Genomic DNA, 16,117 nt, shown 5'->3' with positions numbered 1-16,117 from the left:
TGACATAACAATATCGTTAATAAGTCATAGAATTAATTATCTTTTTATAAATATGTACTATTTAGGATTAAATGTAACTTACATCTAACCTTTCTTGGTGCTCGCCCATGCCATTTTTACGTCATTCATATTTGCTTATTCTTGTTCTATGCTCTTCTTTGATCCTGAGTGGGTGTGAAAGTGTGTATGATGACACCAAAGGTTGGGGCGTTGATCTGTGGGACGATATAAAGAAGGGTTCTAAACAAGCTGCGAACTCAACAAAAGAAGCCCTTGATTCTCTTTCTGAAGATGATGACAGCGCAGTGGCCGTTAAAGAAGACAAAATTGAAACGTCTGCTCTTGATACGAATGATGTCGAAGAAATAGATCAAAAGGGGCTGGTAATTACCCCTGCTCCTTTAAAAAACGCAGAAAAAATAGCGCAGCCACCCGTTATCAAAGCTACGGGCAAATTTGCCGTTCATTTATCTTCGAATAAAAGTAAAACCAGCGCTGAAAAAGAATGGGCGGAATTGAAAAATGCCTTCCCCAAAGAAACTAACGGATTAAGCTTGCAGCTGAAGCCTATTAAAATCACAGGAAAAGGCACATTTTATCGTGTGTTAGGTGCCGCTTTCGGCGATCGGGCCGATGCGAATAAAGCTTGTGAAGCTTTTAAGCGTAAAAAACAGTACTGCGTGCCCATTAAGTTATAGGTAGTTTGTCGTCTAAGACTTCTTAAATGCCAAGGGTTGCTTTAAGTTGTGCAACTTTTTCTCTGGCTCCTTTGACAACAAAACCAATATCACTCCCATCCAGTACCATATCGTATCCGGATTTAAAAAGTGCTTCGGCATTTCTATTCGGGGTTGGAAGTGCGCCAAGTAATTTTCCGGCGTCTTTTACAATTTGCTCGACCTTATAGATTGCTTCCAGAACTGCGGGGTGATCTGTTTCACCTGGATAGCCTAAATCTGCAGAGAGATCGGAAGGGCCGATGAAGATCATATCGACACCGTCTGTATTCGCAATCTCTGCTGCATTTTCAACGCCTTCTGCGCTTTCTATTTGGCAAATCAAGAGCATATGATCATTGAAATTTTTTAAATAACTTTGAGAATTAACCCCGTAATCAGCTCCTCTGATGATTGTTGAGGCAACGCCTCGTTTACCTTGAGGGGCATAATGGGCTGCCGCGACGGCGTATTCAGCTTCTTCTTTATTTGAAACAGACGGCACCATAACACCATCTGCCCCAGCATCAAGAACACGTTTTATCTTCGCACTGGAATTACTTGAAACCCTGACATAAGCTTTAGGACCATAAGCTTTGGCCGCTTGCATTTGGGTAATAGCATCCATTACTGAGCCGGGGCCATGCTCTAGATCGATCATTAAACAGTCGTTCCCAGCCTGCGCAATAATCTCGGTTGCAATTGGACTAAACATATCAATCCAGCATCCAAAAACGGGGTGATGATTGCCAAGTTTATTTTTAAGCTGTGGACTTGCCATTTTGTATATCCATTGTTTGAAGAAAATTCGCGCGTATAACCGAGGGCTTATCAAATCGACTGTTTGATAAATATACGTTAAGCGAAGTGGTTACAGATGAAAAGTCTAATTGAACGAAGGGCCGCAAAGAGAACGAGCAAGCCAGCCGAGGATGCATAGTGAAATGCATCCTCCTAGAACACTCTTTCAAGGTTCCAGATCACGACTTACATGTTGCGTGATAAGCGGCTCGCTTTGGGAAGTGCGTCCAATCGCGCCCCGAGATCAAGCCTCGAGGCAGCGTACAGACTCCTTTTCCCAAAGCCAGTTTGATAATATTACTGACGCCAACCGGAGTAATACAGGAAGTTGGCTGTAATAGATATAGGGAATGCCAGATTTATTATCGCACCAATAGCATTAACAAATGTCATTAATCAGTATTGTAAAAATCTACTCAATCCATACCTTCGGCCAGATCAGTTAGTTCTTCTATATCATTGATTTCGAGCTGACCGTTTGTCGGAATAGAAATAATTCCTTTTTTCTTTAAATTGGTCAGGGTTCTACTAACTGTTTCGGTTGTCAGGCCCAAATAATCACCAATATCAGAGCGCCCCATTGGCAGGGATACTACATTGCCTGTACCTGTTTTACTTTTGGTCCGCTTTGAAAGCGATAAAAGGAAGCTAGAGACTTTTTCAATGGCTGTTTTACGTCCGAGCAATAACATTTGGTCTTGAGCAAGAACCAACTCATTTGACACCATATTGAGCAGACGATTTTCCAAATCAGGAACTTGTTTTAGTAACTCTTCAAGCTTAGCGCGTGGAAATCTACAGAGTTTGCAATCTTCTAGCGCTTCAGCTGAATAGGCATAACAATCGTTCATCGCAATACCAAGGAAGTCGCCTGGAAAAAGGAATCCTGTCATTTGACGGCGACCATCAGGAAGAAGTTTATATAGCTTGATCGAACCACCCGTTACATTAAACAAAAAATCAGCAGGGTCCATTTCATTGATGATTGTGACACCTTTTCCAACTTCTACTGCTGTTGAAATGGATGATAGTTTTTTGAGATCGTCGCAGGAGAGTGCATGGCAGAGGCTCATTCCAGCAACGTTGCATTTTTCACATGGAGAGTTCACCAAAGGGTTGGATGAGGCCGTTTGGGCAAAGTGTGAACCACTTCTCATTCGTTTATCATTCCTGACTAATTTTTTTATAGTACATTGATACTACGACAAGAGTACTAAAGAAACACGAAACAAATTAATTCAGTAGATTATTTCTGTGCGTCATATTGACCTACATCAAAGACTTATTTTTCTATCGTGACTTCAATAACCTTAACAAAGTCATATGTGGGTAGTAAAGCCGTGCAATTTGCCATTAAACCATTGAGTCAATCCAACACTGCTCAGGTGTTGCCCTTAATTCAAACATTAAAAAGTGACATTACAACAGATCAATGGATGGATTATGTAAATAGCTTTATCGGTAGAGATAGCCGGGAATGTGGTATTATCACGGTGAAAAATACCGCTGGATATTATATGGGGATTCTTTGCTACAAAATAGTCGAAGACGTTACGCATCAAATCGTTATGGATGTTACTAACTACGTTACTGCAGATATGCTTGGCCGCAACGATATATCTGAAACTCTTTTGGAATGGTTGGAAGATCAAGCATCTGAACGCGGATGTCAGGCAATACATCTAACAATTGATATTAGGAATGAAATTATTCCAGAAAGTGGTTATACTAAGTCCATACCGAACCAATTAATCAACAAAGGGTATGTTTGTGACGCAGTCAGGCTTTGTAAAAAAATAAATGAAAATTTAATCACTCAACACTAGTCGGCAAAGAAAAATTTATGATTATTCTTTGAGGGTGCGTCATCCCGTATCATTGACTTAGATCAATGCTCTTTTGTACTTGATTGGTAGATTACGGGGTACTGTGGGATGTTCTATCTCACGGTGTTATCACGTTTTTTATGATAAAAGGCGACTTCAGGAATGACTCGGGAAACTACCGCAAAAGCGAAAATGCCCCTCGACGGATGGGTAATAGCTGCGGCATTGGTGATTGGCACGTTTTACGCCACGCTAACAGCCGCGCGAACCGAAGATCCGGTAATGTCTGTACATGCATATATCTTTGCAGGTGCATTCTTACTTGGAATTTTTGGTATAATTAAGGCTTATTTTGACAAATCAGAAAGCCTTGCAAACCAATCAGCAGATGCTCCAATTGAATATGATCTTAAGGTCATTAAGGCTGGGGTGATCGCCTCTGTTTTCTGGGGAATTGCTGGTTTTGTAGCTGGTGATACAATTGCCTTTCAATTGGCGTATCCAGACTTAAACTTTGATACTTCTTATTTCAATTTTGGTCGATTGCGCCCTCTTCATACATCAGCGGTAATTTTTGCTTTTGGTGGTAATGTTCTTTTGGCGACATCTTTTTACGTCGTACAAAGAACCTGTAAAGCCCGCCTACCCGGTGTTTTCTCCTCATGGTTTGTATTTTGGGGATATCAACTTTTTATTGTTGTTGCTGCAACCGGTTATTTAATGGGCGCAACACAAGGCAAAGAATATGCGGAACCAGAGTGGTATACGGATATTTGGCTGACGATTGTCTGGGTTGTTTATCTATTTGTTTTCCTCGGTACACTTTGGAAACGACGTGAACCGCATATATATGTGGCTAACTGGTTCTATCTGGCTTTCATCGTCACGATTGCCCTCTTGCATATTGTCAACAACCTGACTGTTCCGGTTTCCTGGACCAGTTCTAAGAGCTATATTCTTTTTGCCGGGGTACAGGATGCCCTAACGCAATGGTGGTATGGGCATAATGCTGTTGGCTTCTTCCTGACAGCTGGCTTTTTGGCGATTATGTATTATTTCGTCCCTAAAAGAGCAAACCGTCCGGTTTATTCCTATCGTCTTTCAATCGTTCACTTCTGGTCCCTGATCTTTATGTATATCTGGGCCGGACCTCACCATTTGCACTATACAGCGCTTCCTGATTGGGCACAGACATTGGGGATGACCTTCTCTATTATGCTCTGGATGCCATCATGGGGTGGTATGATTAACGGCCTTATGACGTTGTCCGGTGCATGGGACAAGCTTCGTACTGATCCGGTATTACGTATGCTGGTTGTGTCAATCGCTTTCTACGGCATGAGTACCTTCGAAGGTCCTGTTATGTCTATCAAGGCTGTAAATTCACTTAGCCATTATACAGACTGGACTGTTGGACACGTTCATTCAGGTGCGTTGGGTTGGGTTGCTTATGTCAGCTTTGGTGCCTTGTATTGTCTTGTTCCATGGCTTTGGAACAGAACGCAGCTCTATTCCTTGAAGTTGGTGAGCTATCACTTCTGGATCTCCACGTTCGGTATCCTTCTATACATCACGTCCATGTGGGTATCCGGTATTCTACAGGGTCTGATGTGGCGTGCGTATGATGACCTTGGCTTCTTGGAATACTCTTTCGTGGAAACTGTCGAAGCAATGAATCCTTTCTATTGGATCCGTGCAATCGGTGGTGCCTTCTTTGTGGTCGGTTCTCTGATCATGGCTTACAACCTATGGCGGACTGCCCGCGGAGATGTGAGAACGGAAAGCCGTTCACTCGCTCCCGAAGCTGTTCCTAGCCCCATAGCTGCTGAATAAGGAGGCTATAAGATCATGATTAAGCATGACGTTTTTGAGAAAAACTCAATCGTTCTACTGATCGGTATTCTGATTGTGGTTTCAATTGGTGGACTGATCGAAATTGCGCCGCTCTTCTTTCTTGAAAGTACAATCGAGAAAGTAAAGGGGATGCGTCCTTATTCGCCATTGGAATTGGCTGGTCGTAACATCTACATTCGTGAAGGCTGTTATAACTGTCATTCGCAAATGATCCGTTCTTTGCGTGATGAAGTAGAGCGTTATGGACCTTACTCTCTTGCAGCTGAATCAATGTACGATCATCCCTTTCAATGGGGATCAAAACGTACAGGACCAGATTTAGCTCGTGTCGGTGGCAAGTATTCTGATGAATGGCATAAGGAACACTTGATTAACCCACGCGGAATTGTTCCTGAATCTGTGATGCCGGGCTATCCTTTTCTTTTGGATGCACCACTACGTTTCAATGATATCAAACAGCACTTGGAAGCAAACCGTATGGTCGGTGTTCCCTATAGTGACGAGATGATTGAATTGGCCGAAGCGGACTTGCGTGCTCAGGTTGATCCAGACGGTGATACAGATGGGCTACTTGCCCGTTATCCGAAAGCACAGGTTCGTAACTTTGATGATAACGCCAAAGTAATTACAGAGATGGATGCTTTGATTGCCTATCTGCAAATGCTTGGCACCCTCGTGGATTTTTCAGCCTATAAGGCTGAAGGTCCGGAACTGCGATAAGGAGACTGTTATGGATTACAACGACATTTCTACTTTTTCGCAAACTTGGGGGCTTGTGTATCTGGTTGTGATGTTCTTGGGCGGCGTTATTTATGCGCTGTGGCCTAAGAACAAAAGCAAGTTTGATCACGCCGCTCAAATTCCATTAGAGGATGACTAGTCATGGCAGGAAATCCAAGAAAAGACGATATCTCTGGTGTCGACACCACCGGTCATGAGTGGGATGGCATTGAAGAACTGAACAACCCTCTTCCCCGTTGGTGGTTATGGGTACTGTACGCATCTGTAATCTGGTCCATCGGGTACTGGATCGCGATGCCGGCCTGGCCAGGTATCAGTGACTATACCAAAGGCATGTTGGGGTATTCCCAACGCCAAACGGTTATGAACGAACTGGCAGAAGTAAAAGCCGGACGTGCTGAGATTGAAGCAAAGATCGTGGCATCCAGCTTAGAAGATATCGCAAAAGATCCGAATCTTAACCAGTACGCGCTTGCTGCTGGCCAGGCGGCTTTTGGCGATAACTGTGCCGGGTGCCACGGTAGTGGTGCTCAAGGGGCTAAAGGCTACCCGAACCTGAATGATGACCACTGGTTATGGGGCGGATCTCTCGAAGACATCCACTACACCATTAATTATGGTATTCGTTCTACGCATGATGAAACCAGATTTAACGATATGACCGCGTTCCTGACTAATGAGATTTTGGAAAAACGGGAAATTTCTGACGTTGCGGAATATGTGTTGTCTCTGTCTGGTACATCAAACGACAGTGATGCTGCTCAACGCGGTTTACCTATTTTCGAAGATAACTGTGCTGCCTGTCATGAAACGGGTGGTTTGGGTAATCGTGAGATGGGGGCTCCAAATCTGTCCGATAAGCTTTGGCTCTTCGGCGGTGATAAGGAAACCGTTGTTCAGTCCATTTCTTATGGTCGTAAAGGCGTTATGCCAACATGGGAAGCCCGTTTGGATCCCGTGACAGTTAAAGCCTTGAGCATTTATGTCCACTCCCTCGGTGGTGGCGAATAATACAAAGGCCTATGTACGGGAGAGCTCTGCCTCTCCCGTACTATAAAAAAAATAACTTAACGTCAGAAAAGAACGTCTGTAGAAATGAGCACCAAGCTGGAACAGATCGTTAAGGAAGCCACTGTTGAGGTGGAGGCCGTTAACAAAAAAGAGAACCGACCTCTCTATAAAAAACGTGAGCCTATTTTCCCAAAACGAGCAGAAGGTCAGTTCCGTCGCTTAAAGTGGCTGATTATGATCGTTACGCTCGCAATATATTATTTAGTCCCTTTTATCCGCTGGGATCGTGGTCCCGGTGCTCCGGATCAAGCCGTTCTTATTGATTTTCCGGGTAATCGTTTTTATTTCTTCTTTATCGAACTCTGGCCACAGGAAGTATACTACATTACGGGTATTCTTATTGTTGCCGGACTTGCTCTTTTCTTTTTCACGAGCTTATTTGGCCGTGTGTGGTGCGGATATACTTGCCCGCAAACAGTCTGGACCGATCTCTTTATCGCCGTAGAGCGTTGGATCGAAGGTGACCGGAATGCCCGGATCAAATTACATCGTCACAAATGGGATTTTGAAAAAATCTGGAAGTACACGCTAAAACATACAGTTTGGTTGATAATTGGTATGGCAACGGGGGGGGCATGGGTTTTTTATTTTGCTGATGCACCGACACTTCTGGTCGAACTTTTCACATTACAAGCCGACATGATGGCGTATACTTTTGTCGCGCTATTGACCTTTACAACCTATACACTTGGGGGATTGTCCCGAGAGCAAGTTTGTATCTATATGTGTCCGTGGCCCAGAATTCAGGCCGCAATGATGGACGAAGATTCATTGCAAGTTACCTATCGTAAAGATCGTGGCGAACCCAGAGGACGCGCAAAGAAAACACAGGATGATAAGGTCTTTGGCGATTGTATCGATTGTAAGCAGTGTGTTGTTGTCTGCCCGATGGGCATTGATATTCGCGATGGTGCTCAATTGGAATGTATCAACTGTGCCCTTTGTATTGATGCTTGTGACGGCATTATGGATAAAATGGGAACGGCCCGTGGATTGATTGGGTATGACACCGACGCCAATATGGCCCGACGATTAAAGGGCGTTCCGCAAAAGTTCAGCCTTTTACGTATGAGGACGGTATTTTATGCCGTCGCCATCTTTGCTGTTTGCGCCTTTATGGTCTATTTGCTTGCCAGTAGATCACCCTTGGATCTTAATGTGTTAAGAGATCGTAATCCGTTATTTGTTAAGCTGTCTGACGGCAGTATTCGCAACGGGTATACTGTGAAGATCCTGAACAAAGAACGAGCACCTCAACAATTCTTAGTGACCGTAACGGGGCTTGATTTTAAAGAAATCAAAATTAACGATATTGAAAATGTTGGACCTACACCAATTGTTGACGTCAAGTCAGACAATTTGCGAAGTGTCCACCTGTTCCTATCGGTTGGAGCTCAAGAGCTAGAGACATCATCTGAACCGATTACCATTACTGTCACAAATAAAGAAACCGGATACAGCGTTTCTAATGATAGTGTATTTATAGGTCCAAACAAATGAGTACTGTAGAAAGCGTATCTCTAATGAATAAAACCCCTGCCCCACAAAAAGAAAAGAAATTTACCGGGAAGCATTTCCTGATTTCTATTTTATCTTTTTTTGGTGTCATCATTGGTATGAATATCGTGTTTGTTTACTTTGCAACAAATACATGGACGGGATTATCAAGGGAAAATGCTTATATCGATGGGCTGAATTATAATCAAACGATTGAGGCTGCAAAGCAACAAAAGGAAATGAATTGGCAAAGCTCTCTGGAACTCGTTTCGCAAGGGTCACAGAAAATGATTTCCTTTACATTGCTGGATCAAAATAATCTTAATTTGTCTGGGTTTGACGTTACCGTAAAAATTGGTCGCCCTACTCTTCAAGGGTACGATCAAACACTTGTACTTGCGGAAAGCAGCCGTGGACAATACGAGGCTGTTATTGATCTTCCATTAAAGGGCCAATGGCATGCCAGTCTCTCTGCAACATCTCCGAACGGGACACCCTTCCAGTTGGAAAAACGTTTTTTCGTGAAGTAGCTTTATAATGTCAAAGTGTTGTTCTGATCTCAATAACCCTAACGTTGAAACTCAGCCAGAGATACCTGCCAGTATCGATCCAGCGGCTTACGTGTATAAGAATGAGACCGGGCTTTCGCAATTACACTTAATTGTAGATACCATTCACTGTCCATCCTGCATTCGTCTTATTGAGGGCAACCTCAACAAAATGGACGGGATTGAAACAGCACGTGTAAACCTGTCGACAAAACGGTTGTATGTTCTTTGGGACGAGACAAAAACATCAGCCAATGCAATTGTACGTAAACTTGACGATCTGGATTTTCCTCCGACCCCTTATAACCCTGCTCTTATGAGCTCTGCGAGTGAGAAAGAAGATAAAGCGCTTTTAAAGGCAATGGGCGTCGCCGGTTTTGCTTCTGCAAATGTAATGTTGTTATCTGTAGCAGTTTGGTCTGGTGTTGACGATATGGGTCCTGCAACGCGTGATTTATTGCACTGGGTGTCTGGCCTTATTGCCTTGCCTACCGTTGCCTATTCAGGACAGCCCTTTTTTCGATCAGCAATTGCAGCTCTGAAAGCGCGCAGCTTGAATATGGATGTACCGATATCGCTTGCTGTTCTTCTCGCTGTGGGGATGAGTGTTGCTGAAACCCTTCAAAGCGCGCAGCATGCTTATTTTGATGCATCCGTTATGCTTTTGTTCTTTCTTCTGATTGGCCGATATCTTGATCGACGGATGCGCAGTAAGGCGCAGTCTGCGGCACAGAACTTATTATCGCTTCGGGCCATCGCCGCGACTATTATTAAAGATGATGGAACGCACGCTTCGTTGCCTGTAGAGGCTGTTGAACCGGGTATGAAAGTTGCCATTGCTGTCGGAGAAAAAATTCCTGTGGACGGTACTGTCATAAGCGGGAACAGCGAAATTGATAGCTCTTTGATCACAGGGGAATCTTTACCACAAAAGGTATTGGTCGGCGATGCCGTCTTTGCTGGCACACTTAACGTTTCTACACCTATTGAGGTCGAAGTCACAGCGCAAGACGATCAAACACTGCTTTCTGAAATTGTTAAATTGATGGAAACAGCGGAACAAGGGCGAGCAAAATATGTACGTCTTGCTGATCGAGCCGCTCAAATTTATGCGCCTGTTGTTCATATACTTTCGGCGCTTACCTTTATTGGATGGTGGGTCCTAGGTGATGTCGGGTGGCATTTCGCATTAATGAACGCAATTGCCGTTTTGATTATAACGTGCCCCTGCGCTTTGGGACTTGCTGTACCGACAGTGCAGGTTGTTGCTAGTGGCTTGCTACTACGTAGGGGGATCCTGGTGAAAGCAGCTGATGGTTTAGAACGGTTGGCTGATGCAGACGTTGTGGTTTTCGATAAAACGGGAACCTTGACCAAGGGGCGACCTGTTTTAACCAATAAAGATACCGTTTCTCCAAGCGATTTATCTTTAGCGGCTTCACTGGCACTTTCAAGCAAACACCCTCTTTCAAAGGCATTGATCGCCGCGGCTAATGTGCCCGTTATCAAGCGAGATCAAGTACATGAAGAACCGGGACAAGGTTTGGAATGTTATTTGAATGATAACAGAGTTCGTATTGGTAATCGAAGTTGGTGTGGTATCGTTGATGACGATCAATCACTTGATGACGAGGTTAGTGAGCTATGGCTCTCAGATAGTACGGGTAAAAAGGTTCGGTTTACTTTTGAAGATCAATTGAAAGATGATGCATCTGCGGCTGTTGACTATGCACAAAAGCATCTGAAATCTGTTGAAATCCTTTCGGGTGATAGGGAGAAAGCTGTAAAAAAAGCTGCCGAATTGTTGTCTATTAAAAAGTGGATTGCGGGGGCTAATCCAAAAGATAAAATTTCATATCTAGATTCATTAGCAGATCAAAACCATAAGGTTTTGATGGTGGGGGATGGATTAAATGATGCCCCAGCATTGGCCAGTGCCTTTGTATCTGCTTCCCCGGCGACAGCTTCAGATATTAGCCAGACGACGGCCGATTTTATTTTTCAAGGAAATAAACTCAAACCAATCGTAGAGGCAATAACGATTGCAAAAAAAGCACAGCATTTAATCTTCCAGAATTTTGGGTTGGCAATTGTCTATAATATGATTGCTGTACCACTGGCTATGAGTGGATATGTAACGCCGTTAATTGCATCACTTGCGATGTCAGGATCATCCATTGTGGTTACTCTTAATGCCTTGCGGCTCAGACTTTCAGAAAAAGGAGCATAAAATGACCGCTCTTACATTTCTTATTCCTATCGCTCTTTTACTTGGTTTGCTTGGGCTTGCTGCTTTTTTATGGTCTTTGCGCACTGGACAGTATGATGATCTGGAAGGTGCGGCTTACAGAGCTGTATTTGATGATGATCCCATTGAAGATGAAGACTTTAGCAAGCACAAATCTGACAGCGAAGAAAAAGCGTATACCGTACTTAATGAGGTCGATTACGATGCAAAAGAAAAGGGACTAGACGGCTTGAATAAGTCATTCCCGAAATGTTGTTAAGCATAATAACTATCTTTTGTTTTTGGCGTTAAGTTTGCAATCCAAATGCTTGGGAATAGATAACTTTCCCATTTTCAGGGAAGATGTTTTTTCTGAATTCCAATCCCATAAATGCGTCCCCTTTAAAAGGGGCATCCAGATGCTCTGTTAAAGAGCTTGCAAAACCAAATCTGGAATAATAAGCCGGATCGCCAAGGACAATAATGCCGGATAAGTCTTCGATATCTCTACAAGCTTGAATTCCCAGCTCGACAAGTCGGCTTCCAATACCTTGACCTTGATAAGCAGGCATTACAGATAGCGGTGCGAGGCTTGCGGTTTGAATGTGTAGGTGTGGGGATGTAATTTCCATGGCGCTGAAAAGAATGTGTCCTATAATTTCCCCCTCTTCTTCAGCAACAAGTCCAAAAAGTACATCATCGTCCAGGTGTAGTTGTTTGACGAGATCGCATTCATCCCACTGACCAAAAGCATCGTGAATAACCTGTAAAACCTGTGCACGATCTTTGATCTCTTCTTTCCGAATTTTCATGTCCGGTCCTCTAAATCGGTAGTTCTGTTGAGTATTTTACGTTTCGTAGGGCAAAGCGTGAATTTACTGAGTTAATTATCGGTAAATGCAAAAATTGTTCTGTCAGCATACGATCATAAGATTCAATGTCTTTTGCGATAATGCGTAACAGATAATCCCTGTTACCTGTAATTGTGTAGCATTCCATAATTTCTGGGCGTCGATTGACGATATCTTCGAACTGTCGAACCTGTTCTTCGCTATGTTGCACCAATGTGACTGTTGTAAAGACTGTTACGCTCAGACCTGCAATTTTAGGATCCAGTAAACATACTTCTTTGCGGATTAGTCCCTCGTCTCGAAAACGTTTTATCCGCCGCCAGCAAGGTGATTGAGAAAGCCCAACAGCCGTAGCTATCTCTGCCGTTGAAAGAGAGGCATCTTTTTGCAACAGGCTAAGTATTTTTACATCTAGAACGTCAAGGTCAATCATTTCAATTTATAGCTATTTGTTGAATTGAATTTGTTATTAAATCTATTTTGTGTGGTTTATAAGAATATAATATCCCATATTTTAAGATAAAATAAACAAATAAAGCAGGGGTAAAATAATGAGGTAAAAAATGGGATACCAAGGGTCTATCTATGAATCTAAAATACCGGATTCAAATGGTTTATATCACTATAGCCGATCTGAGAACGAGATTTGGGGGGATTTAATTAACCGCCAAAATGACATACTTGAAGGTCGGGTCTGTGATGAGTTCATCCAAGGCAGAGAAATATTGGGATTAAATAGTAATCGGGTTCCTCAGTTAAAGGAAATTAGCAATCGTTTGTTCGATGCGACTGGGTTTGGTGTTGAATCTGTTCCCGCTGTAATCCCCCCGAAAGAATTTTTCGCCATTCTGGCAAACAGACGCTTTCCTGCAGCAACCTTTATCCGGTTACGGGAAGATTTTGATTATATAAAAGAGCCTGATATCTTTCATGAGATATATGGTCATTGCCCAATGCTGACTAACCAATCTTTTGCCGATTATGTGCAGGAGTACGGTAAACTCGCTCTCTCTGTTGAAAAGCAATATATGTGGCCTTTACAAAGACTTTTCTGGTTTACCGTAGAATTTGGCCTGATCAAAACGGATATGGGAAACCGGATATACGGTGCTGGTCTGGCATCTTCATCGGGCGAAGCTGTTTATTGTATGGACAGCAGAGAACCTACAATTATGGAATTTGATCCGTTAAGCATATTCAGAACAAACTATCGAATAGATATCTATCAGCCGATCTATTATGTGATTAATAGCTTTGAACAACTTTTTGATACTATAATGTCAGATTTGCTTCCTGTTATTGATCATGCAAAACAGCTTGGAAATATTAATCCTGCACCATTAGCCCCTGATCAGAAACCACACTAAGATAGCTTATATCTTTGGTAACCTCCTCTTATTAGAGGAGGTTTTCCATTTTACGGGTAAATATAATCCAAGATTCTGGCAAGAAGGCTTTATAGTAGCAATTTTAGTTAAATTGTAGTAATAGACTGTTAACCAAATTTAAGTGGGTGAGAAAGTTTCGGGTACGGGGGCGAGTTTAATGCATCAGGGGGCTATAAAAAACTCAACAGATATTGAGGCGGCACTTAAATGTGATCAGCCCAATCATTTGTCGTTGGTCCATGATCCAAACAGTAAATGGGCTATTCTTACAAAACAAGCTCACCGCATTTATCATTATCGCTTAACACAACATAATCTCTCTACCCAGGACAAAGAAGCTCTGATGTTGGCACGTAATGAACTTCTTGCGTTAGCTAAGTCATTAAAGGCCATCTCTGCCGTTCAAAATACCCGTTAATGAAGATTAAGCTGATCTTGTATCTCGGATAATTGTTCTTCTATTCCCTCTACAATAAAAATTGCCCCGGTTGCGCCAAAATCTTTTTGGATAACTTTAACACCAATCTGGTCGCAGAGGTATTCAGCGTGCGATATGGATTTGAATGGTAAAGATAATTCTTGTTGGTGTAATTTAACGTAGGCCAACAGGTTTGCATTTTGAATAGCCTGTTTCGTACTTTCGCTATAAGCCCGGACCAAACCGCCGGTCCCAAGCTTTGTACCGCCAAAAAAACGAACTGTAATAACCGCCGTATTAATCAGAGAATTCCCCTGTAAGACTTTGAGGGTTGGGGGACCCGATGTTCCTGCAGGCTCACCATCATCGCTAGACCCCTCTTCTATTTGATCGTATTGGTTGAGCCTTCTGTACGCCCAAACATAGTGATTTGCTTTTTTAAACTCGTCACGTAATTCGGCTAGGCGTTTATCAAAAAAAGAAACTGGCATTAAGTACGAAATAAAACGAGATTTCTTTTCGTCAATTTCCGTAAAATTTTCACAATTAACGTAAAACATTATTCAGTGAGAACTGCGATGGGACCTTTTGCCGATTTATGAATGAACTGTTTGACATAGGGATTATCTGTCTTGTCCAATTCATGAGTCGGCCCAAACCAAACTACTTTTCCTTGATGCAGCATCATTATGTTAGTGGATATTTTTCGAGCGGAATCTAGATCACTGCTAATAACAATTGATGTTGTATTATGTTCTTTTGTTTGTTGTTTTATAAGTTGGCTAATTGAATTACTCATAATTGGATCAAGACCGGCTGTTGGCTCATCCAATAATAAAAATTCAGGATCGCCTGCAAAGGCCCGGGCAAGTCCGACTCGTTTCTGCATACCGCCAGATAGCTCTGCTGGATATAGATCAGCAACTTCAGGCCTTAACCCAACTCTATCTAACAGCTTTATTACATCGTTTTTTATTATCACTTTATTCGCATTTGGCTTTTTTAGCTCTTTAAAACCAATGTTCTCCCAAACTGTCATTGAATCAAATAGCGCTGATTGTTGGAAAAGCATACCAAAGCGGTCAAGGAAGTTTGGAGAATTCTCCTGAACTTCTTCTTTTGGAGCGCCCTGAATAAAGATCTCCCCTGTATCTTGAGGGCTAATACCAAGCAAAGTTTTAAGTAGCAGTGTTTTTCCGCTGCCTGATGGACCAATTATGACAAGGGTTTCCCCTAATTGTATTTTAAAACTTAGGTCATCAAGCGCTTTAAGGCCATTAAAGCTTTTGTTGAGGCCTTTTGCTTCAAGAGCTGTTTTTGTTTCGTTGACTTCGGTACTCATACCGACTAATCCCCCAAGCGTCAGATTACTTGCGCCAAGATTATCATAGGCGAACAATAATACCAGCCTGATAAGTAGTTGAATTTATATGCTGATATACAAATTAAAAAACCTCTGGCCCTTAAAAGGGGCAGAGGTTTCGGTTGGTCGGAGTAGCAGGATTCGAACCTGCGACCCCTTGGCCCCCAGCCAAGTGCGCTACCAGACTGCGCTATACTCCGATAGAAAAAAGTTTAAGTGTCGTACTTAAATATTTCTGGGCACTATATACATTCGCTATAAGTGCAAAGCAATGCTGTTGAGAGAAAAAAGTGACATTTTAGTCAAGCAAAGCCCGAATAGATTTTAGCTCATCCAGAATTTCTTTTTGATGATCCAGAGAGAGACCAACAAACTGCTCTGTTATGCTTTTTTGCTCTTCTTTGCTTTGTACGTTTTGGGAGGAATCTTTTGCTGTAATTTCTTTTTTTGGATCAGATTTTTGTTCATCAACCGTTTTTTGGGGTTTAAATGCACCCTCTTTAAAAAGTTTTTGAACACCCTTAATGGTATACCCGTCTTTGTAGAGAAGGTCTCTTATCTGACGAAGTATTTTTAGGTCTTCCGGGCGATAATAACGTCTGCGTCCCGCGCGTTTCAAAGGTTTGACCTGAGGGAACTTTGTTTCCCAGAACCTCAGCACATGCTGTGGTACATTCAAGTCACCAGATACTTCGCTAATCGTCCGGAACGCAGCCGCAGATTTATTAGAGGTTTCCGCAGCAGACATTTGCAGATTAAACTCCTGCTTTTTTAGATTTTATCAGTTTGTTACTGATACGTTCCGATAAAATAATA

General features: G+C 42.6%; 19 protein-coding genes and 1 tRNA gene. 12 read left to right on the top strand and 8 right to left on the bottom strand.

The annotated features are described in order from the left end of the window. The first annotated feature begins 182 nt into the window (after positions 1-182). Positions 183-698, top strand: coding sequence for an SPOR domain-containing protein (locus ACN0W5_RS05390; protein WP_417453178.1), 516 nt, complete (start codon positions 183-185; stop codon positions 696-698). A 22-nt stretch (positions 699-720) separates the two neighbouring features. On the opposite strand, the gene ACN0W5_RS05385 is transcribed toward ACN0W5_RS05390, so the two are convergent. Continuing rightward, positions 721-1,497, bottom strand: coding sequence for an HpcH/HpaI aldolase family protein (locus ACN0W5_RS05385; protein WP_417453177.1), 777 nt, complete (start codon positions 1,495-1,497; stop codon positions 721-723). Positions 1,498-1,933: 436 nt separating this feature from the next. After that, positions 1,934-2,674 (bottom strand): Crp/Fnr family transcriptional regulator, encoded by a 741-nt coding sequence (locus ACN0W5_RS05380; RefSeq protein ID WP_417453176.1) that lies wholly within the window; start codon positions 2,672-2,674, stop codon positions 1,934-1,936. A gap of 183 nt (positions 2,675-2,857) precedes the next feature. Between ACN0W5_RS05380 and ACN0W5_RS05375 the strand changes: the two genes are divergently transcribed. From ACN0W5_RS05375 to ccoS, 9 genes are all read left to right on the top strand, one after another. Further along, complete coding sequence (locus ACN0W5_RS05375; RefSeq protein ID WP_417453174.1) at positions 2,858-3,343, top strand: hypothetical protein; 486 nt, start codon at positions 2,858-2,860, stop codon at positions 3,341-3,343. Between the two features lie 162 nt (positions 3,344-3,505). Further along, positions 3,506-5,176, top strand: a complete 1,671-nt coding sequence (gene ccoN, locus ACN0W5_RS05370) for a cytochrome-c oxidase, cbb3-type subunit I (RefSeq protein ID WP_417453173.1) — start codon at positions 3,506-3,508, stop codon at positions 5,174-5,176. A 15-nt stretch (positions 5,177-5,191) separates the two neighbouring features. Further along, complete coding sequence (gene ccoO / locus ACN0W5_RS05365; RefSeq protein WP_417453172.1) at positions 5,192-5,917, top strand: cytochrome-c oxidase, cbb3-type subunit II; 726 nt, start codon at positions 5,192-5,194, stop codon at positions 5,915-5,917. 10 nt (positions 5,918-5,927) lie between these two features. Further along, positions 5,928-6,077, top strand: coding sequence for a cbb3-type cytochrome oxidase subunit 3 (locus ACN0W5_RS05360; protein ID WP_417453171.1), 150 nt, complete (start codon positions 5,928-5,930; stop codon positions 6,075-6,077). Positions 6,078-6,079: 2 nt separating this feature from the next. Further along, on the top strand, positions 6,080-6,949 hold the full coding sequence (gene ccoP / locus ACN0W5_RS05355; RefSeq protein WP_417453170.1) for a cytochrome-c oxidase, cbb3-type subunit III: 870 nt from the start codon (positions 6,080-6,082) through the stop codon (positions 6,947-6,949). Between the two features lie 84 nt (positions 6,950-7,033). Next, entirely contained in the window at positions 7,034-8,509 is a 1,476-nt protein-coding gene (gene ccoG / locus ACN0W5_RS05350; protein ID WP_417453169.1) for a cytochrome c oxidase accessory protein CcoG, read from the top strand. Positions 8,510-8,532: 23 nt separating this feature from the next. Then, positions 8,533-9,036: a FixH family protein gene (locus ACN0W5_RS05345; RefSeq protein WP_417453168.1), complete on the top strand. Its 504-nt coding sequence runs from the start codon at positions 8,533-8,535 to the stop codon at positions 9,034-9,036. 7 nt (positions 9,037-9,043) lie between these two features. After that, a complete protein-coding gene (locus ACN0W5_RS05340) occupies positions 9,044-11,284 on the top strand; it encodes a cation-translocating P-type ATPase (protein ID WP_417453167.1) in 2,241 nt (746 codons plus the stop codon). A 1-nt stretch (position 11,285) separates the two neighbouring features. Continuing rightward, the gene (gene ccoS / locus ACN0W5_RS05335) at positions 11,286-11,561 is read left to right on the top strand and encodes a cbb3-type cytochrome oxidase assembly protein CcoS (RefSeq protein ID WP_417453166.1); all 276 of its coding nucleotides are present in this window, start codon (positions 11,286-11,288) and stop codon (positions 11,559-11,561) included. 28 nt (positions 11,562-11,589) lie between these two features. Here the strand turns inward: ccoS and ACN0W5_RS05330 are convergent, their stop codons facing one another. After that, the gene (locus ACN0W5_RS05330; RefSeq protein WP_417453165.1) at positions 11,590-12,093 is read right to left on the bottom strand and encodes a GNAT family N-acetyltransferase; all 504 of its coding nucleotides are present in this window, start codon (positions 12,091-12,093) and stop codon (positions 11,590-11,592) included. Positions 12,094-12,103: 10 nt separating this feature from the next. Next, positions 12,104-12,565, bottom strand: a complete 462-nt coding sequence (locus ACN0W5_RS05325) for an Lrp/AsnC family transcriptional regulator (protein WP_417453164.1) — start codon at positions 12,563-12,565, stop codon at positions 12,104-12,106. 130 nt (positions 12,566-12,695) lie between these two features. On the opposite strand from ACN0W5_RS05325, the gene phhA reads away from it, so the two are divergent. Both phhA and ACN0W5_RS05315 read left to right on the top strand, forming a co-directional pair. Then, a complete protein-coding gene (phhA, locus tag ACN0W5_RS05320; RefSeq protein WP_417453163.1) occupies positions 12,696-13,499 on the top strand; it encodes a phenylalanine 4-monooxygenase in 804 nt (267 codons plus the stop codon). 178 nt (positions 13,500-13,677) lie between these two features. After that, entirely contained in the window at positions 13,678-13,938 is a 261-nt protein-coding gene (locus tag ACN0W5_RS05315; RefSeq protein WP_417453162.1) for a hypothetical protein, read from the top strand. On the opposite strand, the gene ACN0W5_RS05310 is transcribed toward ACN0W5_RS05315, so the two are convergent. From ACN0W5_RS05310 to ACN0W5_RS05295, 4 genes are all read right to left on the bottom strand, one after another. Continuing rightward, on the bottom strand, positions 13,935-14,498 hold the full coding sequence (locus tag ACN0W5_RS05310) for an IMPACT family protein (RefSeq protein ID WP_417453161.1): 564 nt from the start codon (positions 14,496-14,498) through the stop codon (positions 13,935-13,937). The two genes, ACN0W5_RS05315 and ACN0W5_RS05310, sit on opposite strands and share 4 nt — an antisense overlap. Next, a complete protein-coding gene (locus ACN0W5_RS05305) occupies positions 14,498-15,337 on the bottom strand; it encodes an ABC transporter ATP-binding protein (RefSeq protein ID WP_417453160.1) in 840 nt (279 codons plus the stop codon). Before ACN0W5_RS05305 ends, ACN0W5_RS05310 begins: the two co-directional genes overlap by 1 nt. 87 nt (positions 15,338-15,424) lie before the next feature. Continuing rightward, positions 15,425-15,501 (bottom strand) — tRNA-Pro (locus ACN0W5_RS05300). A gap of 98 nt (positions 15,502-15,599) precedes the next feature. Beyond that, positions 15,600-16,049: a MerR family transcriptional regulator gene (locus ACN0W5_RS05295; RefSeq protein WP_417453159.1), complete on the bottom strand. Its 450-nt coding sequence runs from the start codon at positions 16,047-16,049 to the stop codon at positions 15,600-15,602. Positions 16,050-16,117 lie beyond the last annotated feature (68 nt).

It is taken from the genome of Kiloniella sp. (assembly GCF_048270245.1).
Lineage (GTDB): Bacteria > Pseudomonadota > Alphaproteobacteria > Kiloniellales > Kiloniellaceae > Kiloniella.
The sequence above is the reverse complement of the archived record's forward strand: the minus strand, read 5'-3'. Positions and strand labels throughout refer to the sequence as shown.